We start from the raw sequence: 19,450 nt of genomic DNA, 5'->3' as shown, positions 1-19,450 counted from the left end.
CGCGCACGGGGTGTTAATTCATTCGTCACCCGAACGATGGCTGCCTGTGTTCGAATTCCTGACATGCGCAATCGCAGGCTGCACACCGCCCTGGCCCTGACGGCGACCGCCGCGCTCCTCGCGAGCTGCGGCACCTCCGGGAACGACGCGGCGCCGTCGTCCTCGGGCGCCGCCCCGTCGACCGCGAAGGCGAGTTTCACCGTGCCCGGCGTCGATGATCTGCCGGCCGCGAACCCGGACCAGGTGCACCTGCTGGCGTTCAACGACTTCCACGGCAACCTGCAGCCGCCGACCGGGTCGACCGGGAAGATCGGCGGCAAGGAGGCCGGCGGCGCCGCGTACTTCGCCACCGCCCTGCAGCGGCTCAAGAAGCAGTACCCGAACACTCTCACGGTCGCGGCGGGCGACCTGGTGAGCGCCAGCCCGCTGGTCTCGGCGCTGTTCCGCGACGAGCCGACGATCAAGTTCCTGAACTCGGTGGGCCTGCAGGCGAGCTCGGTGGGCAACCACGAGTTCGACCACGGCACGATCGAACTGGAGCGGCTGCAGAAGGGCGGCTGCGCGCCCCAGGGCTGCGAGCCCGGCGAGCCCTTCACCGGCGCGGCCTATCAGTACCTCGCCGCGAACGTCACCAACGAGCAGGGGCAGCTGCCGCCCGGCACCGTCCCGTGGAAGATGTTCGAGGTCGGCGGGAAGAAGATCGCCGTGATCGGCACCGTCACCCCGGAGACCGCGACCATCGTCGCGCCGGAGGGCGTGCGCGGCTACAGCTTCGGCGACGAGGCCGACGCCATCAACAAGTACGTGCCCGAGATCAAAGCCGCCGGCGCGCAGGCCATCGTCGCGACCATGCACGACGGTGGCGCGCAGAAGGGCTCCGGCGAGCAGGACCCGAACGCCTGCCAGGACGTCTCCGCGCCCGTGCCCGACCTCGCCAAGCGGATCGATCCGGCGGTGACCTCCCTGGTCACCGCGCACTCGCACCAGGCCTACAACTGCTCCATCGACGGGCGCACCGTCACCCAGGCGGCGTCGTACGGCCGCCTCATCACCGACATCACGCTCGACTTCAGCGGCCCCGCGGCCAAGGCGACGGCCGTGAACCGCGTCGTGAGCCGGGACCTCCCCGCCGACGCCGCGACGCAGCGCCTCGTCGAGTACTACGAGAAGGAGGCCAAGCCGCGCGCCGACCGGGTGATCGGCAGGATCCCCACCGAGCTCAAGCGGGAGGCCTTCCCCGGCGGCGACTCGCCGCTCGGCGACGTGATCGCCGACGCGATGCTCTTCACCACCCGCCCGCCGAACGACGCGGCCGGGCAGATCGCCCTCATGAACCCGGGCGGCGTCCGCGCCGACCTCAAGGGCGACGACGTGACCTACGGTGCGGCGTACACGGTGCAGCCCTTCGGCAATCAGGTGGTCACCGTCTCGCTCACCGGCCAGCAGATCATCGACCTGCTCGAGCAGCAGTGGCAGAACCCCGCGAAGACGACGATCCTGGCACCGTCGGGCATCACCTACAGCTACGACCCGAACGGCGCGCCGAACCGGAAGGTGGTGCGCGAGAGCGTCAAGGTCGGCGACCAGCCGCTGAACCCCGTCGCGAAGTACCGGGTGACCACGAACAACTTCCTCGCCGCGGGCGGCGACGGCTTCAGCGTGTTCACCCAGTCGACCGAGCTCGCCGTCGGCGGCATCGACCTCGACGCGCTGGAGAAGTACCTGCAGGCCACCCCGGACCTGCAGGTGCCCACCAGCCGGGTCACGAAGCTGTAGCGATGATCTCGCGCGCGTCCGCGTGCACGGCCTCGCTCGCGGTGCGGCCCGTCGCCGCCAGGTAGGCGTCGACGAGGCGGTTGCCCACCGCGTAGCCCGCGCCCGTCGGCACGCCGATCGGTTTCGCGCCGAACCGGCCGGCGATGGCGTCGCCGAGGACCCACGAGGCGAAGTTCTGCATACCGGTGACGCCGAGGTTGTCGACGACGGTGGCGTAGAGCGCGTCGTCGTGCCGGTGCGGGACGCCGATCCGCGCGGGGCCCAGCTCCTCGCCGTACAGCTCGCGGGCGAGGGCGTCCGCCAGGCCCTCCGAGACGATCTGCTCCCCGACGGTGACCGTCGCCGGGTCCCAGACGACGCCGCCGGGCGCGTACCGCACGTTGTGGTCGAACTCGTGGACAGCCATGGCCTCCAGCCGATCCAGGTTCTCCGGCGACGGCCAGACGTTGAGGTACAGGTAGCCGGTGACGCTGCCGTTCGCGGTGAGGCCGAGCGCCTCGTCGAGGTAGATGCGATCCGACGGGTCGCCGACGATCAGCAGGACCGTGACCTCCGGCAGGTCGACGCGGCGCAGGGCGTCCGCGAGCCGGTCGGCGGCATGGCGGAGCGCCCGCTCGATCCGGCCCCACGCGTCCGCGGCGCGGAGCCGCTCGACCGCGTCGAGGCAGGCGGCGGTATCGCGGTCGAGCGGGAATCCGGACGACGCGGCGTGCATCGCGACCAGGTCGACGGGGCCCGGGAAGTACCGGTACATGCCCGCGGCGGGCCGCCACATCTCCTCCAGCAGCGCCGCGCGCTCCGGCTCGGGCGCGCACAGGATCTCGCGCATCGCGGTGTAGGTGTCCAGGACGGTGATCTTCATGTCCGCGACGCTACGGCCTCCCGTGACGGGAGGGTCAAGCCGTTCCGCGTGTCGGATGTTCGCAGTAGCATCGGGCCATGACCGCCGCATCCGATCCCGCGTTGCTCACGCTGGAGGACTGGTTCGCCTTGGGGGAGGACGAATCGCTGCGGCGCGCCGAACTGTGCCGGGGGGTACTGGAGGTGTCACCGAGTCCGAGTCCGAGGCTCGCGCACGCGCGGGCGATCCGCCGCCTCGCCAATACGATCGAGGCGCAGCTGCCTGCGGGCTTCGACGTCTACGACGAGGTCGACGTGGTTCTGCAGCGCACGCCCGCGACGGTGCGCCAGCCCGACGTGATCGTTCTCGCGTCCGGTGCGCCCGAACCGCTCACCGCGGCCGACGTACTCCTTGCCGTCGAGATCCTGTCGCCCGGGTCCCGGCGCACCGACCGTGTGATCAAGCGCGCCGAGTACGCCGCCGCCGGGATCCGGCACTATTGGATCGTCGACCTCGACGGAGCATCCGCCGAAGTGCTCACGCTGGTCGACGGCGCGTACGAGGGCCCGACCGTGGCCGACCGCATCGCGGTCGACGGACTCCTCCCCCTCGTCGTCGATCTGTCCGCGCTGCGCTGACGTCCCATCTCCGTCGTCGTCAGGCGTCGTCCAGGCCGAGGTCCGAGGACACCTGCTTCACAGCCTCGAGAGCGCCCGCGATGGAGTCGGCCCAGGACGCCGCGATCTGCAGGCCGGCGGCGTCGTCGAGTCGCCAGAACCACGCGCCCTCGTCGCCGGGCTCGCCGGCCTGCAGGTGCAGGCGGTAGTCGTCCACGCTCACCCGGGCACGTCCAGCTCGCGCAGCGGCGTACCGCCGTCGATGAACAGGCGCCCGGTGGGCACCAGGGCGTCGGCGATCCGGCGCAGCGCGATCTCGCCCTCCCGCGGGTGCCGGCCGTCGAGGCAGCCCACCCGCACCGCGAAGGCGAGGTCGAAGGGCTCCTCGCCCGGCAGGAGGGCGAGGTCCTCGACGGCGCACCGTCGGACCGTCAGGCGACCGGCGGCGATCTGCTCCGCGCACCCCGCCTCGGCCTGCCGAATCGCGGCGGCGGACCGATCGATCGCGAGGACGTGGCCCCCCGGAACGCGGTCGGCGACGGCGCGCGCGGCCACGCCGGGGCCGCAGCCGATCTCGAGCACGCGCAGCCCGGGAGCGAGGGGCAGCGCGGCGACGATGCCTGCGAGCCGCGCGGACATCTCGGCCATCACCGCCTCCTCAGGACGTCGGCTCCGCGGTGCGGACCGCCTACGTGTTGAAGTACTTCGCTTCGGGGTGGGTGAGGACGAAGGCGTCGGTGGACTGCTCCGGGTGCAGCTGCAGCTCCTCCGACAACTCGACGCCGATGCGCTCGGGCTGCAGCAGGTCGACCATCTTCGCGCGGTCCTCGAGGTCCGGGCAGGCGCCGTAGCCGAAGCTGTAGCGCGCGCCGAGGTACTTGAGGTCGAAGAAGTCGGTGACCGCCGACGGGTCCGTGTCCGCGACCTTCCGGCCGCCGGGCAGGATCAGCTCCTGCCGCACCCGCTGGTGCCAGCGCTCCGCGAGCGCCTCGGTGAGCTGCACGCCGATGCCGTGCAGCTCGAGGTAGTCGCGGTAGCTGTTGGCGGCGAACAGCTCGTTCGCGGCGTCCGCGATCGGCTGCCCCATGGTGACCAGCTGGAAGGGCAGCACGTCGACCTCGCCGCGGGCGATGGCCGTCTCGCGGTCGCGGATGAAGTCCGAGATCGCGAGGAACCGGCCGCGCTGCTGCCGCGGGAACTCGAACGAGTACCGCACGGGCGCATCGGGTTCCGGGGACTCGAGCACGTCGATGACGTTGCCGTGGCTCACCGCGGGGAAGTAGCCGTAGACCACGGCGGCGTGGTCGAGGATCTTCTCCGACTTGAGCTTGTCGAGCCAGTAGCGCAGCCGCGGCTTGCCCTCGGTCTCCACGAGCTCCTCGTACGACGGGCCCTCGCCCTTGCGGGCGCCGCGCAGGCCCCACTGGCCGAAGAACAGGGCGCGCTCGTCGAGCAGGGAGGCGTACTCGCTGATCGCGATGCCCTTGACGACACGGGTGCCCCAGAACGGCGGGGTGGCCACGTCGAAGTCCAGCGCGACGCCCGAGCGGTCCGGCACCACGACCGGCGCGGCCTCGGCCTTGCGCTTCTCGGCGATGCGGCGGCTGCGGGCGTGCCGCTCCTTGCGCTCGCGGGCCTTCTCCGCGGCCGCGAGGGCCTCGGGGCTGTCCGGGTCCGGGCCGATCCCGCGCTTGAGCGCCATGATGTCGTCCATGAGGCGCAGGCCCTCGAAGGCGTCCCGGGCGTAGCTGACCTCGCCGGCGTAGACCTCCGCGAGGTCGTTCTCGACGTAGGCGCGGGTGAGGGCGGCGCCACCGAGCAGCACTGGGTACTTCTCCCCCAGGCCGCGGGTGTTGAGCTCCTCGAGGTTCTCCTTCATCACCACGGTCGACTTCACGAGCAGGCCGGACATGCCGATCACGTCGGCGTGCTTGTCCTCGGCGGCCTCGACGATGGCGGCGATCGGCTGCTTGATGCCGATGTTGACCACCTCGTAGCCGTTGTTGGACAGGATGATGTCCACGAGGTTCTTGCCGATGTCGTGCACGTCGCCCTTGACGGTCGCCAGCACGATGCGGCCCTTGCCGGCGTCGTCCTCGGACTTCTCCATGTGCGGCTCGAGGTACGCGACGGCCAGCTTCATCACCTCGGCCGACTGCAGCACGAAGGGCAGTTGCATCTGGCCGGAGCCGAACAGCTCGCCGACCGTCTTCATGCCGCTGAGCAGCGTGTCGTTGATGATCTTCAGCGGCGGCACCGTCGTCATGGCCTCGTCGAGGTCGGCGTCCAGGCCCTCGCGCTCGCCGTCGACGATGCGCCGCTCCAGCCGCTCGAACAGCGGCAGCTTCGCGAGCTCCTGCGCGCGGGACTCGCGCGCACCGGCCGCGGAGACGCCCTCGAACAGCTCCATCAGCTTCGACAGCGGGTTGTAGTCGGCGTCCCCGCCCGACTGCAGTCCGTCGGCGCCGCGGCGGTCGTAGACCAGGTCCAGGGCGGTCTCGCGCTGCACGTCCTCGATCTTGCTCATCGGCAGGATCTTCGACGCGTGCAGGATGGCGGAATCGAGCCCCGCCTCGGTCAGCTCGTGCAGGAACACGGAGTTCAGCACCTGCCGCGCGGCAGGGTTGAGGCCGAAGCTCACGTTCGACAGGCCGACGGTGAAGTGCAGGCTCGGGTACTTCGCGTGCAGGATCTTCACGGCCTCGATGGTCTCGAGCGCGTCGCGCCGGACCTCCTCCTGGCCGGTCGAGATCGGGAACACCAGCGGGTCGATGATGATGTCGTCGAGGCTCAGGCCCCAGTTCTCGGTGAGATCGGCGATGAGCCGCTCGGCGATCCGCACCTTCCACTCGGCGGTGCGGGCCTGGCCCTCCTCGTCGATGGTCAGCGCCACGACGGCCGCGCCGTGCGCCTTGACCTGCTCCATGATCTTGACGAAGCGCGACTCGGGTCCGTCGCCGTCCTCGTAGTTGACCGAGTTGACGGCGCACCGTCCGCCGAGGTGCTCGAGCCCGGCCTTGATGACCTCGGGCTCGGTGGAGTCGATCATCACGGGCAGCGTCGACGCGGTCGCCAGGCGGGCGGCCAGCGCCGCCATGTCCAGCGCACCGTCGCGCCCCACGTAGTCGACGTTGAGGTCCAGCATGTGGGCGCCGTCGCGGATTTGGTCCTTGGCGATGTCGACGCACTTGTCGTGGTCCCCCGCGAGCATCGCGTCGCGGAAGGCCTTGGAGCCGTTCGAGTTCGTACGCTCGGCGATCATCAGGATCGACGCGTCCTGCGCGAAGGGCACGGACGTGTACAGCGAGCTGATCGCGCTCTCAGTCTCCGGGACGCGCTGCAGGCGCTCGGTGGCCCGCACCGCCTCGGCGACCTGGCGGATGTGCTCGGGGGTGGTGCCGCAGCAGCCGCCCACGAAGCTCAGGCCGAACTCGGACACGAAGCCCGACAGGGCGACCGCCAGCTCCTCGGGCGTGAGCGGGTACTCGGCGCCGTTCTTGCCGAGCACCGGCAGGCCGGCGTTCGGCATCACGGACACGGGGATGGTCGAATGCCGCGAGAGGTGCCGCAGGTGCTCGCTCATCTCCGCCGGGCCGGTGGCGCAGTTCAGGCCGATCATGTCGATGCCCAGGGGCTCCAGCGCCGTCAGCGCGGCGCCGATCTCCGAGCCGAGCAGCATCGTGCCGGTGGTCTCCACCGTGACGTGCACGATGACGGGGATGCGCCGGCCGAGCTCGTCCATCGCGTCCTGGCAGCCCAGGACCGCGGCCTTCGACTGCAGGATGTCCTGGCAGGTCTCGATGAGGAACGCGTCCGCGCCGCCGTCGAGCATGCCGCGCGCGGCCTCGGCGTAGGCGTCGCGGATCACGGCGAACGACGTGTGGCCCAGCGTGGGCAGCTTGGTGCCCGGGCCCATGGAGGCCAGGACGAACCGGGGCGTGCCGTCCGCGGCGAACTCGTCGGCCACCTTCCGGGCGATCGCGGTGCCCTTCTCCGACAGCTCCCGGATGCGGTCGGCGATGTCGTAGTCGCCGAGGTTGCTCAGGTTGCAGCCGAAGGTGTTGGTCTCCACCGCGTCGGCGCCGGCGGCGAAGTAGGCGCGGTGGATCTCCTCCAGCACGTCCGGCCGGGTGTCGTTGAGGATCTCGTTGCAGCCCTCCAGCCCCAGGAAATCGTCCAGGGTCAGGTCCGCTGCCTGCAACATCGTGCCCATCGCACCGTCGCCTATGAGAACACGGCTCGAGGCCGCCTCCAGGAAACTCGACTGCAGCGGCTGCTGATGCGTACGGGTCATAGTCCCAGGGTAGTGGGTGCGGGCAAATCGAATCTTCACGACCGGCGCGTACTCTGATCGAAGTGACGTCCTTCCCTGAGCTCGACCGCCCGGTCCTCATCGCGGCGTTCGAGGGCTGGAACGATGCGGGCGACGCCGCGTCGGGCGCCGTCGAGCACCTCGAGCTGACCTGGGACGCGAAACTCATCACCGAGGTCGACTCGGACGACTTCTACGACTTCCAGGTCAACCGGCCGATCATCAAGCAGGTCGACGGGGTGACCCGCGCCGTCGAGTGGCCGTCGACCACGCTCTCCGTGTGCCGGCCGCCCAAGGCCGACCGCGACGTGGTGCTGCTCCGCGGCACGGAGCCGAACTTCCGGTGGCGCGCGTTCTGCGACCAGCTGCTCGCGATCTTCACCGAGCTGCACATCGACAGCGTCGTGATCCTGGGATCGCTCCTCGCGGACACGCCGCACACCCGTCCGGTTCCCGTGACCGGCGCCGGCTACGACGCGGACTCGGCGAAGCGCTTCGGCCTCGAGCAGAACCGGTACGAGGGCCCCACCGGGATCACGGGCGTCCTGCAGGACGCGTGCGTGCGCTCGGGCTTCCCCGCGGTCTCCTTCTGGGCCGCGGTGCCGCACTACGTCTCCCAGCCCCCGAACCCGAAGGCCACCGTCGCCCTGCTGCAGCGCGTGGAGCACGCGCTCGACCTCGCCGTGCCGCTCGGTGACCTGCCGACCCGCGCCGAGGCGTGGGAGGCGTCCGTGACGGAGATGACCGAGGACGACGAGGACATCGCCGACTACGTGCGCGGGCTCGAGGAGCGTGGCGATGCGGAGGCGAAGGACGTCGAGCAGCACATCGACGCCGACGCCATCGCGGAGGAGTTCGAGAAGTACCTGCGGCGACGGGACCCGGGCACGGGCCCCTAGCGGTGCGGGGCGGGTGGCGTCAGCCGATCCGCTCGATCGAGACGACCGGCGTGGTGATGCGCCAGGTGCGCACGTCGGGGTCGTCGGCGGCGCGGACCCAGAACTGTGCCGACTCGCCCACCCGGCAGCTCTTGATGCCCAGCAGCGGGATGTCCTCCGAGTCGCGGCGCAGCGAGCTGATGCTCCACTGCTCGCCCTCGGATTCGCCGCCGATGCCCGGCGCGCGCATCAGGGTCATCTCCCCCAGATCGACCACGTACGTGGACGTGCGGGTCTGTACGGTCCACACGCCCTCGGTCAGATCCGGGGCCAGCTCGCTGACGGTCCTCACAGGCGCAATATAGCGTGTCGCGCTGTCAGGCCGCGGCAGGTACGCCGAGCAGCGCGTCGATCGCGAGGGCCACGGCGGCCGGCGCGCCGGCGTCGGGACCGCCGACGGTGACGGCCTTCTCGGCCCAGGCGTCGATCGCGGCGAGGGCGTGCGGGGTGTCCAGATCGTCCGCGAGGTACCGGCGGACGCGGGCGATGAGCTCTGCGCCGTCCGGGCCCGACGACGCCTGGAACGCCCGGCGCCACAGGTCCAGCCGCGCCAGAGCGCGCTGCAGTACCTCGTCGGACCACGGCCGGTCCTGCCGGTAGTGCCCCTCGAACAGACCCAGCCGGATCGCGGCCGGGTCGACGCCCGAGCGCCGCAGCTTCGAGACGAAGACGAGGTTGCCGCGGCTCTTCGACATCTTCTCGCCGTCGAGGCCGATCATCGCCGCGTGCACGTAGTGCCGCGCGAAGCGGCGCTCACCGGTCGCCGCCTCGACGTGCGCCGCCGAGTACTCGTGGTGCGGGAAGATCAGGTCGCTGCCGCCGCCCTGAATGTCGAACGTCGCGCCCAGGCGGTTCGCGGCGATCGCGGCGCACTCGATGTGCCACCCGGGGCGGCCGGGCCCCTGCGGCGAGGGCCACGACGGCTCGCCGGGGCGCTCCGCGCGCCACAGGATCGGGTCGATGCTGTCGCGCTTACCCGGGCGGTCGGGGTCGCCGCCGCGCTCGGCGAAGAACGTCTCCATCGTCGCGCGGTCGTACCCGGATTCGTAGCCGAACTGCTCCGTGGCGTCGGAACGGTAGTAGACGTCGGGGAACTCGGGATCGTCGACGACGTACGCCGAACCGTTGTCCAGGAGCTTCCCGACGTACTCGACGACCTCGTCGACCGACTCGACCGCCCCGATGTAGTCGCGCGGCGGGATCACCCGCAGCGCCTCCATGTCCTCGCGGAACAGGTCGGTCTCCCGGGCACCCAGGTCGCGCCAGTCGATCCCGTCGCGCTCGGCCCGCTCGAACAGCGGGTCGTCGACGTCGGTCACGTTCTGCACGTAGTGCACCTCGTGGCCGTTGTCCCGCAGCACGCGGTTGACCAGGTCGAACGCGAGGTACGTGGCGGCGTGGCCGAGGTGCGTGGCGTCGTAGGGCGTGATGCCGCAGACGTACATGCCGGCCACCGCGCCGGGGTTGACGGGGCGCACGGCCGCGTCGGAGGTGTCGTAGAGGCGCAGCGGGACCGACGGTCCGGGCACGGTGGGGACGGTGGGGGTCGGCCAGGAACGCATACCCCCACCCTATGCGTACCTTCGCGGGCGTGGATTCCGGGCCGGATCGGCGGCCGGCGCCGCAGTCATCGGCCGCGCTCTCCGCCCGCCCGCGGCGATCGCACCGGGAACAGCCCGTCCGACGAGGGACGATCCTGTGCCGCACGAACTCTCAGCAAACTCTTGCCCCCGGTTACTAGCGGGTAGCCCGATCTGCCGCCATGCTTTTACCCAACGTTGAAGGTCCGCCCGTCCCAGGAGGTGAATGTCATGTCCCGCAATCCATTCGAGAACGTCCTCGACCATCTGTTCCCCACCGAGTCCCGATGGTTCCTGTACTGCCTGCTCGGCGGCATCGCCTTCGCCCTGACCTGGCGTTTCCTGACCGCCGTCCGGCGCCCGGTCGTCGAGCACCCACCGCTCACCGTGGCGGAGATCGCCTGCCTGCGGTCGTGGCAGGCACCTCTCGTCGCGACGATGGGCCTGCTCAGGGCGGGTGGATACCTCGACGCCGACGGCCGCGCCGATCCCACGCGGCCCCTCCCACCCGCCACGGACGACTTCACCCGCCGGATGCTGCACCGGCTCGACGGCTCGCAGTTCTCCGTGAACCTGCTGCTCCACGACCAGCTGGGCCCTCTGCGAGACCTGGAGAACGATCTCGCGCGGCGCGGCTACCTGCGCACGAGCGGCGAGCGCTGGCGCACCCGGTTCGGTGCCATGCCGCTCGCCGCCGTCGTGGTCGCGGGGGTCGTGTGCACGCCCGTACTGGCCCTCACCGGGCGTCATCCGGTGGAGGCGGCGGCCATGTCCTTCCTCGTCCCGTCCGTGCTCACGGCCGTCTTCCTCCTCCCCCCGCTCATGTCGGTGCCCCGCACCACCCGCGCGGGAAAGCGGCTCCTCGCGTCCGAGCAGGCGCGCGCGAGCTACCTCAAGCCGGCCCTGCGGCCCGCCTTCGCCACCTACGGCGCCGCGGCGGTGGGGCTGTCCGTCGCCCTCTTCGGCACCGCCGCGCTCTGGCAGATCGACCCCCGGTACGCCGCGGCGATGGCCGTGGCGGGCGGGACGGGCAGCGGCGGCGCCGGATCGTCCTGCGGCACCTCCTTCACCTGCGGCGGCTCCTCCTGCGGCGGCGGAGGCTCCTCGTGCGGCGGCGGCGGTGGCTGTGGCGGCGGCGGAGGCTGCGGCGGCTGAGCCGCCTCGCGCATCCCGAACCCAGAACCCTGAACCACCGGGCCCTCCGCAGCGAGGGCACCGGGATCTCATCGAACCCGTCACCAGGAGGTGAACGTCATGCCCCGCACCGCACTCGAGACAGTCATCGCAACGCACCTCCCCACCGAGACCCGCTGGTTCCTGTACCTGCTGGTCGGCGGGGTCGCGCTCGCGCTCGCTTGGCGGTTCGCGACCGCGCCGCGGCGGCGCACCGTCGTCGATCCCCCGCTGTCGGCCGTCGAGCTGGCGTGCGTGCGCAGCCGGCAGGCCCCCGTCGTGGTGGCGCTGGCCCAGTTGCGCGCCGGCGGGCACGTCAGCACTGTCCGGCAGATGACCGGCCCACCACTGCCGCCCGACGCGGATCCGTTCGTTCGCGCCGTCCGCGCGTACTGCGACGACCTCTCGTCGTACACGGTGGACGAGGTCACCGACGCGCTGTCGGACGAGCTCGACGCGCTCGAGGAGCGCCTGTCCGCCCGCGGCTACGTGCGTTCCGAGACGGACCGCTGGCGGATGCGGCTCGGGGCGGCCCCGGTGACGGCGGCCGCGGTCGGGGGCGCGATCACCGCCTTCGTACGACTCGTCATCCTCGGCCAGGAGAAGCTCGTGCTCCTCCCCGGAGTCCTGGTGCCGTCGTTGATCACCCTGACCTTCATCGCGCCGCACCTGTGGTCGGTCGGCCGAGGTACCCGCGCCGGGAATCGCCTGCTCCGGGCCGAGAAGGTTCGCCTGGGGTACCTCGCGCCCTCTCGGAAGCCGGCCTGGGCGACCTACGGCGCCGCCGCCGTCGGACTGTCCGTGGCCGTCTTCGGCACGGCCGCCCTGTGGCAGTTCGACGGTGACTTCGCCGGGAACGTCGAGCTGGCGGGCAGCGCGGAGGCAACGGGCGACGGCGGGGCCTCGTGCGGCGGCGCGTCCTGCGGCGGCGCAGGGGGCTGTGGCAGCGGCTGCGGGGGTTGTGGCGGCTGCGGCGGGTGCGGAGGATGAGCGGCATGACGCGCGCCGTCCCTCGCCACGTGACCGCCCTCGGGCCCCTCGGCCTGGGCTGGCGGCGCGAGATCGCCGGGATCATCGCCGACCTGCGGCCCGGCTTCTGCGAGGTGATCGCCGAGTCCGTCCCGATCCGGCGCGGCCGGGCGCAGATCGACCCCCTGTTGGCGGACCTCCGCGATCGCGGCGTCCCGCTCGTGCCGCACGGCGTCGCGCTGTCGCTGGGCGGCGTCGAGGAGCTCGAACCGGACCGCGTGCACCGTCTGGTCGCGTGCGCAGAGGCCTTCGGGGCGCCGCTGGTCAGCGAGCACATCGCCTTCGTCCGCGCCGGCGGCATCGAGGCCGGCCACCTGCTGCCGGTCCCCCGCACCCGGGAAGCGCTCGACGTACTGGTCCGCAACATCACCCGGATGCAGGACGCGCTGCCGGTTCCGCTGGCCGTCGAGAACATCGCGGCCTTCCTGCGGTGGCCCGAGGAGGAGTACACCGAAGCGGAGTTCCTCACCGAGCTGCTGGAGCGCACCGGCGCGCTGCTCGTGCTGGACGTGGCGAACGTCTACGCCAACGCGCTCAACCGGGGCCGCGACGCGCTGGCCGAACTGGCGCGGCTGCCCGTCGACCGGATCGCCTACAGCCACGTCGCGGGCGGCTCCGAGGGCGGCGGCCGCTATCACGACACGCACACCGACCCGGTGAACGCCGGTGTGCTCGAGCTGGTCACGGCCCTGCGGGAGCGTGCGGACGTGCCGTTCATGCTCGAGCGCGACGGTCGCTACCCGCCCGCGGCCGAGCTCTTCGACGAGCTCGACGCCATCGCCGCGGCCGCCGGCTGTCCGCCCATCACCGAGCACGCGCGGAAGGAGTGGGCATGAGCCTGCGGGAGCGCCAGGAGGCACTGGTCCGGGCCCTCGTCGCCGACGGTCCCGCGCCGGACGGCTTCGATCCGGACGAGGTCGCGGCCGCCGGGGCGGTGTGTCGGCACAAGCGCGACGCGCACGCGGCGCACGCGGAGGCGCCCCGTCGGACCGGGTGGCTGCCGCGGCGCGGCTGACCGGACGCCGGAGGGACGGATCAGAAGGGCGGCCAGGGGATCGGCCGGCTCGGGGTCGGCAGCGGCATCGCGCCGAGCTCGAGGAGGATCTCCGCGCGCTCGACGAGCGCGGCCTGCTCCTCGTCGGTGATGAGCCCGGTCAGGTCCGGCGGAGTGTCCCGGAAGGACTCGACGTCGGCGAGCAGCTCGTCGCCGACGGGACGGCCCGCCCAGCCCCACAGCACGGTCCGGAGCTTCGGCGCGCTGTGCAGGCAGATGCCGTGGTCCACGCCCTGCACGCGGCCGTCCGGGCCGGTGAGCACGTGTCCGCCCTTGCGGTCGGCGTTGTTGATGAGCACGTCGAGCACCGCGAGGCGGCGCAGCCGCGGGTCGTCGGCGTGCGCGAGGGCTACCTCCGCGATGCCGTCCGGCGCGTCCTCGTCCTCCACGTAGCCGGTGAAGACCTTCAGGTAGCCCTCGGGCACACCGTCGAGCGGGAACAGGTCGACCAGGTCCGGGCCGTCCTCCGGTTCGACGACCCAGCGCTGGACCATCCCGGGCCCGAGCGGACCGTCGCGCAGCACGGTCTCGGGGATCAGGCCCCAGCCGAGCGCCTCCGAGACCCGGTACGAGGCGACCTCGCGGCCGGCGAGCGTCCCGTCGGGGAAGTCCCACAGCGGCACCTCGCCGCGGATCGGCTTGTAGACCGCCCGCTCCCCCGTGTCGCCGAGGTCGCAGAGCAGGGTGGCGTTGGAGGCGCTGGTGATCCGGCCGAGGATCGTCAGATCGGCGCTCTCGAGGTCCACCGTCAGGTCCACCTACTCGTCCTCGGAACCGAAGGCGGCGCCGCGGCGGTAGCCGTTGAGGCGCACGCACATGTGCCCGTCGGCGTCGAGCGGCTCGCCGCAGAGCGGGCACGCCGGGCGGCCCGCGCCGAGGACCTTCTCCGAGCGGTTGGCGAACTCCCGGGCGGCGACGGGGGTGAGGAAGACGCGGACCGCGTCGGGGCCCTCCTCTGCGTCGTCGGCGAGCACGACGGACTCGTCGAGCTCCTGCTCGGTGATCGCGAGGAGCTCGATGACCACCGCCTTCTCCTCGGAGTCCCAGCCCAGGCCCATGGTGCCGACGCGGAACTCCGCGTCGACGGGCATCACGAGCGGCTGCAGGTCGGTGACGGGCGTGTCGGCGGCGGGCATCGCGGTGCCGAAGCGGCGGGCCACCTCGTCGAGCAGCGCGGCGATGCGCTCGGCGAGCACCTCCACCTGCTGCTTCTCCAGCAGCACGGAGACGATGCGCGAATCGTGCACGGCCTGCAGGTAGAAGGCACGATCGCCGGGCTGCCCGACGGTGCCCACGACGAACCTGTCGGGGGTGCGGAAAACATGGACGGAGCGGCTCATGCCTCGCCTCCCACCGTGGCCTCCTTGGCTGGACGTTTGGGCAGCGTGACGGTACCGGACGAGTTGACGCACTGCACGAGGGGGCGCGCCGGGCCGTACGTCACGACCGAGACCGACGCGGGCGCGACGAACAGCCGCTGGAACTGATCCAGGTGCGTTCCGAGCGCGTCGGCGACGACGGCCTTGATGACGTCGCCGTGGCTGCACGCCACCCAGACGGCCCCGGGTCCGTGCTCCTCGGTGAAGCGACGGTCCGCCTCGCGGATCGCGGCGACCGCGCGGGCCTGGACGTCGGCGAGCCCCTCGCCGTCGGGGAAGACGGCCGCGGAGGGCTGCTGCTGCACGACCTTCCACAGGGGCTCCTGCAGCAGGTCCTTGATCGCCCGGCCGGTCCAGGATCCGTAGTCGACCTCGACGAGCCGGTCGTCGACCTCGGGGGTGAGGCCGTGCGCGGCGGCGAGCGGCGCGAGGGTCTGTTCGCAGCGCAGGAGCGGAGAACGGACGGCGGCCACGAGCTCGACGTCGGCGAGGCGACCGACGAGATCGGCGGCCTGGGCGCGGCCGGCGTCGTCGAGCGCGACGCCCTCGGCCCGTCCCGCGAGCACCCCGGAGGTGTTCGCGGTCGAGCGGCCGTGGCGCAGCAGGATCACGGTCATGCCCCGAGTCTATGCACGCGGGACGTCCTGTCCCGCCCTCTGATCGCTCAGGGCTGAACCGGAGGCCGGTGGGTTCACGTGGGACGCCGTCGCGAACACTGCTCCACCGCTCCACTGCCGTTCAACGACCACCGTGGGGTCACTGCGTTCTCGCGAAGGCGGTGATCGCCTGTGCAGCGGCGGTGGAGAACGGAAGGGCCGCAGTGTAGTTCGCCGGATCCCGGCTGGGATCCTGCTTGAGAACGTGCGAGACGCCGGTGAGCCGGACGAAGGTGAGATCGGCGCTGGTGAGCCCGGCCGCGAGGTGATCAACGTCCGCGCAGCTGACCTGGATGTCGGAATCACTACAGGTCAGAAGCACCGGGTAGTCGGTGGGCAGAGTCCGGGCGAGGTCCGGCGGGTCGATCCGGTCCAACTCCTGCAGAAACTTCGCCGTGCCGGGATTGAGTACCGACTGCAACGCGGGCGGAAGATTCGCGGGCACGGTCCCGGTCGCGCGAACCTGCGCGATGCCGGAGGCGAGCGAGGCCAGCAGTGCGTCGCCGTCGGACCGAGACATCGACCCCGCCTTCTCCGCAGCCGCGACCTGGTCGGCGAGCTGCCGTGAGATCACGTCGAGGTAGCGGCGACTCAGCGGTTCGAGCAGCCCAACGGCTCGCACCGCCGGCCCGGCGCGGTCGGCAGCGAGTTGCAGGGCGAACAGCGCCCCTTCGCTGTGCCCGTACGCCGAGAGCCGGTTCCGGTCGACCGACGGCCTCGACGCGAGGTAGGCGAGCGCATCGCGCGCCTCCCCCGTGAAAACGTCCGCGCCGAGCGCAGCGGGATCGGCCCCGTACCGTCCGACCCCGGTCTTCCCCGACCCGAGCTTGTCGTACCGCAAGCTCGCGACGCCGGCGTCCGCGAGTCGGTTCGCGACCGATTTGAGGGTGTCCACTGTGCCCGGTAGCAACCGGGAGTTACCGTCGCGGTCGGTCGGGCCGCTTCCAGCGATGATCAGCGCCGCCGGAGCGGGCGCACCGGTCGCGGGACGTTGCAGTGTGCCGTGGATCGTCACGCCGCCGCTGTCGAACGTGACCTCGTCGTCGACCCACGAACTCGGCGCCGTGGAACTCGTGGTGCTATTCGCATCCGGTGGCGATGGAGTTGCTGGCGAGCAGCCCGCCACCAAGCCCAGAGTCGCTGCCGCCGCGACGCCGGCGATCCTGTGCATCCACATAGTTACCTCCCCGAACGAAAACAACTGCGCCGTCAGGGTAGATCGCGTCGACTACGCGGCGACGACGGACCTCGCCAGAGCGCATGCGGCGGCGACGGCACCGTCGGACGCCGGGAGCAGCGGGAGGCGCACTGCGGGCGTGGCGATCCGGCCCTGCGCGGCCAGGACACCCTTGATCACCGTCGGATTGGGCTCGGCGAACAGCGCCGCCGCCAGTTCCGCGAGGGCGCCGCCGATCACGCGGGCCTCCTCGAGCCGGTGCTCGCGCCACGCCGCGACGAGCGCCGCGAACTCCCCCGCGGCGACGTTGGCGCACGCGGAGATCGCGCCGTGTCCGCCGAGTGCCAACACGGCGCCGACGAAGGCGTCGTCGCCCGCGAGGACCGAGATCGCGCCGGGCGTCGCGGTGTTGATCGCCGCGAGCAGGCGCACCGTCGTCTCGGTGACTCCGCCGGCGGCGTGCTTGAACCCGCCCACCCCGTCGATGGCGGCGAGTTCGAGCAGCGTCTCCAGGGACAACGTGCGTCCGGTGCGCTGCGGGATGTCGTAGACGATCACCGGCACCGGGCTCGCGGCGGCGACCCTGCGGTAGTGCTCGACCACGCCCGCCTCCGAGGGCCGGGTGTAGTACGGGACGACGACGAGCGCGAAGTCTGCTCGCGGGTCGATGCCGCCGAGCGCGGCCGCGGTGTCAGCCGTCGCGTTGCTGCCGACGCCCACGGTGAGAACGGCGCGGTGCTCGGCGCAGACCCCGCCGATCCGGTCGATCACGGCGGCCCGCTCCGCAGGGGTCAGGGTCGCGGGCTCACCCGTGGTGCCGAGGGCGAGGAGGCCGTCGGCACCGTCGGCGAGGGTGTCGTGGGCCAGGCGCTCGAGCGAGGCGAGGTCGACGGTGCCGTCCGCGGCGAACGGCGTGACGAGGGGGACGTGGAGGCCGGTGAGCTGCATGGTCCCAGGTTCCGACACCGCGAGTGAAAGATCCAGCACGATATTCCGATGTCGAGCGTAAGCTGAGCTTATGCTCGACGCGCACCGGCTGCGCCTCCTCCGGGAGCTCTCGCTGCGCGGCACCATCACGGCCGTCGCGCAGGCGCTCGACTACACCCCCTCGGCCGTCTCGCAGCAGCTCGCGACGCTGGAGCGCGAGGCCGGGAGGCCCCTGCTCGAGCGCACCGGCCGCACCGTCCGGCTCACCGAGGCCGGCCGGATCCTCGCCGGCCACGCCGACGCGGTGCTCGAACGCCTCGAACGGGCCCGCGCGGAGATCGACGCCCTCGGCACGGAGGTCGCGGGCGAATTGCGGATCGGCGCGTTCAGCTCCGCCATGCGAACCGTGATCACCCCGGCACTCCTGCGCCTCTCGCGCGACCACCCGCTGCTCCGCGTCCGCGTCACCGAGATCGACCCCGCGACGGCGCCCGAAGAACTGCGCTCCCGGCGGCTCGACGTCGCCCTGCTCCAGAGCTACGACTGCCTGCCCACGCGCGAGGAACCCGCGCTCGACACCGAGCCGCTGTTCGACGAGGCCGTGCACCTCGCGACCCCGCGGGATCGCGCACGTGCGCTCGCCGACTGCGCCGAGGAGCGCTGGATCTCGGGCACCGTCGGCACGCTGTGCGACGACGCCACCGTCCGGACCTGCGAGAACGCGGGCTTCACGCCGCTCGTGCGCCACCGCACCGACGATTTCACCGCCGTCCTCGCGCTGGTCGAAGCCGGGCAGGGGGTGGCAGTGATCCCCGATCTGGCTGCAGTCGACGTGCCGGAGGCGGTCCTGCTCACCCCGCTGGCCGTGGTCCGGCACACCGCGCTGGCCTATCGGCGCGGCGCGGCCCGCGACCCGCTCATCGGGGCGGCGCGGGCGGCGCTCAGGTCGCGCTGATCACGCCGCCCCAGAGCAGGCCCAGGACCAGGAAACCGACCGCGATGCGGTAGCCGACGAACCAGTTCAGCGAGTGCTTCGCGACGAAGTTCAGCAGCCAGGCGATCGCGGCGTAGCCCACGACGAAGGCGATCACGGTCGCGACCAACAGCTGCGGGCCCGAGGCGTGCAGTCCCTCGCCGGCGGGCTTGAAGGCGTCCGGGAGGCTGAACAGGCCCGACGCGGTGACCGCGGGGATCGCGAGCAGGAAGGACAGTCGCACCGCTGCCTCGCGCTGCAGGCCGAGGAACAGGCCCGCGCTCGACGTGGCACCGGAGCGGGAGACGCCGGGGATCAGCGCCAGGCACTGAGCGAAGCCCATGATGATGCCGTCGCGGGCCGTGACCTGCTCCAACGGGCGCTGACGGTTCGCGTAGAACTTCGAGCTCACGTACTCCGCGGCGAAGATGACGATGGAGAAGACGATGAGCATCGTCGCCACCAGGTACAGGTTCCGGGCCGCGGTGCGGATCTCGTCCTTGAACAGGTAGCCGAGCACGCCGATCGGAATCGTGCCGATGATCACGTACCAGCCGATCCGGTAGTCGACGCCCCGCTCGCCCGCGTCGAACAGGCCGCGGAACCACGCCACCACGATGCGGTAGATGTCGCGGGCGAAGTAGATCAGCACCGCCAGCTCGGTGCCCAGCTGCGTGACCGCGGTGAACGAGGCTCCCGCGTCGTCGCCGAACCAGAGCTCCGAGACGATTCGCAGGTGCCCCGAGGACGAGACGGGGAGGAACTCCGTCACCCCCTGCACCAAGCCGAGCACGATCGCCTGCAACCACGTCATGTCCACCCGGGCAGGCTACCGGCCGCAGCCGGGACGGGCCCGGGGCGGTAGTTTCGAGGGATCATGACCCGCACCTTCGCCTCCCGGATCGCCGCCCTCACCGTCGTCGCAGCGGTCGCCCTCACCGGCTGTTCGACGACGCCCGCGCGGGAGGACCGCCCGACGATCGTCCCGGCCCAGCCCGCCGTCGCGCCCGAGCCCGCC

The 19,450-nt window shown here is 71.8% G+C and carries 20 protein-coding genes; 8 read left to right on the top strand and 12 right to left on the bottom strand.

The features are described 5' to 3' along the window. Positions 1-63: 63 nt before the first annotated feature. Positions 64-1,776 carry a bifunctional UDP-sugar hydrolase/5'-nucleotidase gene (locus tag LB823_RS21285; protein WP_224651284.1) on the top strand — a complete coding sequence of 571 codons (1,713 nt, stop codon included), beginning with the start codon at positions 64-66 and terminating at the stop codon, positions 1,774-1,776. Here LB823_RS21285 and LB823_RS21280 read toward each other — a convergent pair. Continuing rightward, positions 1,763-2,638 carry a DUF2268 domain-containing protein gene (locus LB823_RS21280; RefSeq protein WP_224651283.1) on the bottom strand — a complete coding sequence of 292 codons (876 nt, stop codon included), beginning with the start codon at positions 2,636-2,638 and terminating at the stop codon, positions 1,763-1,765. The genes LB823_RS21285 and LB823_RS21280 overlap by 14 nt on opposite strands. Before the next feature lie 77 nt (positions 2,639-2,715). Between LB823_RS21280 and LB823_RS21275 the strand changes: the two genes are divergently transcribed. Beyond that, positions 2,716-3,255 carry a Uma2 family endonuclease gene (locus tag LB823_RS21275; RefSeq protein ID WP_224651281.1) on the top strand — a complete coding sequence of 180 codons (540 nt, stop codon included), beginning with the start codon at positions 2,716-2,718 and terminating at the stop codon, positions 3,253-3,255. 19 nt (positions 3,256-3,274) lie between these two features. On the opposite strand, the gene LB823_RS21270 is transcribed toward LB823_RS21275, so the two are convergent. The 3 genes from LB823_RS21270 to metH are packed head-to-tail and all read right to left on the bottom strand — an operon-like array spanning position 3,275 to position 7,528. After that, the gene (locus LB823_RS21270; RefSeq protein WP_224651279.1) at positions 3,275-3,457 is read right to left on the bottom strand and encodes a hypothetical protein; all 183 of its coding nucleotides are present in this window, start codon (positions 3,455-3,457) and stop codon (positions 3,275-3,277) included. After that, positions 3,454-3,882, bottom strand: coding sequence for a cyclopropane-fatty-acyl-phospholipid synthase family protein (locus LB823_RS21265; protein WP_224651278.1), 429 nt, complete (start codon positions 3,880-3,882; stop codon positions 3,454-3,456). Before LB823_RS21265 ends, LB823_RS21270 begins: the two co-directional genes overlap by 4 nt. 40 nt (positions 3,883-3,922) lie before the next feature. After that, the gene (gene metH / locus LB823_RS21260; protein ID WP_224651277.1) at positions 3,923-7,528 is read right to left on the bottom strand and encodes a methionine synthase; all 3,606 of its coding nucleotides are present in this window, start codon (positions 7,526-7,528) and stop codon (positions 3,923-3,925) included. 53 nt (positions 7,529-7,581) lie between these two features. On the opposite strand from metH, the gene LB823_RS21255 reads away from it, so the two are divergent. Next, positions 7,582-8,445 (top strand): PAC2 family protein, encoded by an 864-nt coding sequence (locus LB823_RS21255; RefSeq protein WP_255604208.1) that lies wholly within the window; start codon positions 7,582-7,584, stop codon positions 8,443-8,445. A 19-nt stretch (positions 8,446-8,464) separates the two neighbouring features. Here LB823_RS21255 and LB823_RS21250 read toward each other — a convergent pair whose 3' ends face one another. After that, positions 8,465-8,776: a hypothetical protein gene (locus LB823_RS21250; RefSeq protein ID WP_224651275.1), complete on the bottom strand. Its 312-nt coding sequence runs from the start codon at positions 8,774-8,776 to the stop codon at positions 8,465-8,467. Between the two features lie 25 nt (positions 8,777-8,801). Beyond that, positions 8,802-10,046, bottom strand: coding sequence for a cysteine--1-D-myo-inosityl 2-amino-2-deoxy-alpha-D-glucopyranoside ligase (gene mshC, locus LB823_RS21245; RefSeq protein ID WP_224651274.1), 1,245 nt, complete (start codon positions 10,044-10,046; stop codon positions 8,802-8,804). Positions 10,047-10,295: 249 nt separating this feature from the next. Between mshC and LB823_RS21240 the strand changes: the two genes are divergently transcribed. The 4 genes from LB823_RS21240 to LB823_RS21225 all read left to right on the top strand — a co-directional run bounded on the left by LB823_RS21240 (position 10,296) and on the right by LB823_RS21225 (position 13,281). Continuing rightward, the gene (locus LB823_RS21240) at positions 10,296-11,219 is read left to right on the top strand and encodes a TIGR04222 domain-containing membrane protein (RefSeq protein WP_224651273.1); all 924 of its coding nucleotides are present in this window, start codon (positions 10,296-10,298) and stop codon (positions 11,217-11,219) included. A 99-nt stretch (positions 11,220-11,318) separates the two neighbouring features. Then, a complete protein-coding gene (locus LB823_RS21235; protein WP_224651271.1) occupies positions 11,319-12,227 on the top strand; it encodes a TIGR04222 domain-containing membrane protein in 909 nt (302 codons plus the stop codon). 5 nt (positions 12,228-12,232) lie between these two features. Then, positions 12,233-13,102, top strand: coding sequence for a DUF692 domain-containing protein (locus tag LB823_RS21230; protein ID WP_224651269.1), 870 nt, complete (start codon positions 12,233-12,235; stop codon positions 13,100-13,102). Beyond that, on the top strand, positions 13,099-13,281 hold the full coding sequence (locus LB823_RS21225; RefSeq protein ID WP_224651267.1) for a hypothetical protein: 183 nt from the start codon (positions 13,099-13,101) through the stop codon (positions 13,279-13,281). Before LB823_RS21230 ends, LB823_RS21225 begins: the two co-directional genes overlap by 4 nt. Positions 13,282-13,301: 20 nt before the next feature. Here LB823_RS21225 and LB823_RS21220 read toward each other — a convergent pair whose 3' ends face one another. The 5 genes from LB823_RS21220 to dapA all read right to left on the bottom strand — a co-directional run bounded on the left by LB823_RS21220 (position 13,302) and on the right by dapA (position 17,480). Further along, on the bottom strand, positions 13,302-14,072 hold the full coding sequence (locus tag LB823_RS21220; protein ID WP_224651305.1) for an SCO1664 family protein: 771 nt from the start codon (positions 14,070-14,072) through the stop codon (positions 13,302-13,304). A gap of 6 nt (positions 14,073-14,078) precedes the next feature. Continuing rightward, positions 14,079-14,660 carry a DUF3090 domain-containing protein gene (locus LB823_RS21215; protein ID WP_224651265.1) on the bottom strand — a complete coding sequence of 194 codons (582 nt, stop codon included), beginning with the start codon at positions 14,658-14,660 and terminating at the stop codon, positions 14,079-14,081. Further along, the gene (locus tag LB823_RS21210) at positions 14,657-15,316 is read right to left on the bottom strand and encodes a histidine phosphatase family protein (protein ID WP_224651263.1); all 660 of its coding nucleotides are present in this window, start codon (positions 15,314-15,316) and stop codon (positions 14,657-14,659) included. Before LB823_RS21210 ends, LB823_RS21215 begins: the two co-directional genes overlap by 4 nt. Positions 15,317-15,455: 139 nt before the next feature. Next, complete coding sequence (locus tag LB823_RS21205; RefSeq protein ID WP_224651261.1) at positions 15,456-16,370, bottom strand: alpha/beta hydrolase; 915 nt, start codon at positions 16,368-16,370, stop codon at positions 15,456-15,458. A 213-nt stretch (positions 16,371-16,583) separates the two neighbouring features. After that, the gene (gene dapA / locus LB823_RS21200; RefSeq protein WP_224651259.1) at positions 16,584-17,480 is read right to left on the bottom strand and encodes a 4-hydroxy-tetrahydrodipicolinate synthase; all 897 of its coding nucleotides are present in this window, start codon (positions 17,478-17,480) and stop codon (positions 16,584-16,586) included. Positions 17,481-17,550: 70 nt separating this feature from the next. Between dapA and LB823_RS21195 the strand changes: the two genes are divergently transcribed. Further along, positions 17,551-18,414 carry a LysR substrate-binding domain-containing protein gene (locus tag LB823_RS21195; protein WP_224651257.1) on the top strand — a complete coding sequence of 288 codons (864 nt, stop codon included), beginning with the start codon at positions 17,551-17,553 and terminating at the stop codon, positions 18,412-18,414. Here LB823_RS21195 and LB823_RS21190 read toward each other — a convergent pair. Further along, complete coding sequence (locus LB823_RS21190; protein WP_224651255.1) at positions 18,401-19,246, bottom strand: undecaprenyl-diphosphate phosphatase; 846 nt, start codon at positions 19,244-19,246, stop codon at positions 18,401-18,403. The two genes, LB823_RS21195 and LB823_RS21190, sit on opposite strands and share 14 nt — an antisense overlap. Positions 19,247-19,450: the final 204 nt, after the last annotated feature.

Origin of the sequence: Tsukamurella sp. M9C (assembly GCF_020169415.1) — a bacterium.
Lineage (GTDB): Bacteria > Actinomycetota > Actinomycetes > Mycobacteriales > Mycobacteriaceae > Tsukamurella.
This window is presented reverse-complemented; position numbering and strand designations above follow the sequence as displayed.

Bases quoted from the DNA above. Each gene is read 5' to 3' on its own strand.
- LB823_RS21285 (WP_224651284.1), top strand. From the start codon at position 64: ATGCGCAATCGCAGGCTGCACACCGCCCTGGCCCTGACGGCGACCGCC.
- LB823_RS21280 (WP_224651283.1), bottom strand. From the start codon at position 2,638: ATGAAGATCACCGTCCTGGACACCTACACCGCGATGCGCGAGATCCTG.
- LB823_RS21275 (WP_224651281.1), top strand. From the start codon at position 2,716: ATGACCGCCGCATCCGATCCCGCGTTGCTCACGCTGGAGGACTGGTTC.
- LB823_RS21265 (WP_224651278.1), bottom strand. From the start codon at position 3,882: ATGGCCGAGATGTCCGCGCGGCTCGCAGGCATCGTCGCCGCGCTGCCC.
- metH (WP_224651277.1), bottom strand. From the start codon at position 7,528: ATGACCCGTACGCATCAGCAGCCGCTGCAGTCGAGTTTCCTGGAGGCG.
- mshC (WP_224651274.1), bottom strand. From the start codon at position 10,046: ATGCGTTCCTGGCCGACCCCCACCGTCCCCACCGTGCCCGGACCGTCG.
- LB823_RS21240 (WP_224651273.1), top strand. From the start codon at position 10,296: ATGTCCCGCAATCCATTCGAGAACGTCCTCGACCATCTGTTCCCCACC.
- LB823_RS21235 (WP_224651271.1), top strand. From the start codon at position 11,319: ATGCCCCGCACCGCACTCGAGACAGTCATCGCAACGCACCTCCCCACC.
- LB823_RS21230 (WP_224651269.1), top strand. From the start codon at position 12,233: ATGACGCGCGCCGTCCCTCGCCACGTGACCGCCCTCGGGCCCCTCGGC.
- LB823_RS21225 (WP_224651267.1), top strand. From the start codon at position 13,099: ATGAGCCTGCGGGAGCGCCAGGAGGCACTGGTCCGGGCCCTCGTCGCC.
- LB823_RS21215 (WP_224651265.1), bottom strand. From the start codon at position 14,660: ATGAGCCGCTCCGTCCATGTTTTCCGCACCCCCGACAGGTTCGTCGTG.
- LB823_RS21210 (WP_224651263.1), bottom strand. From the start codon at position 15,316: ATGACCGTGATCCTGCTGCGCCACGGCCGCTCGACCGCGAACACCTCC.
- dapA (WP_224651259.1), bottom strand. From the start codon at position 17,480: ATGCAGCTCACCGGCCTCCACGTCCCCCTCGTCACGCCGTTCGCCGCG.
- LB823_RS21195 (WP_224651257.1), top strand. From the start codon at position 17,551: ATGCTCGACGCGCACCGGCTGCGCCTCCTCCGGGAGCTCTCGCTGCGC.
- LB823_RS21190 (WP_224651255.1), bottom strand. From the start codon at position 19,246: ATGACGTGGTTGCAGGCGATCGTGCTCGGCTTGGTGCAGGGGGTGACG.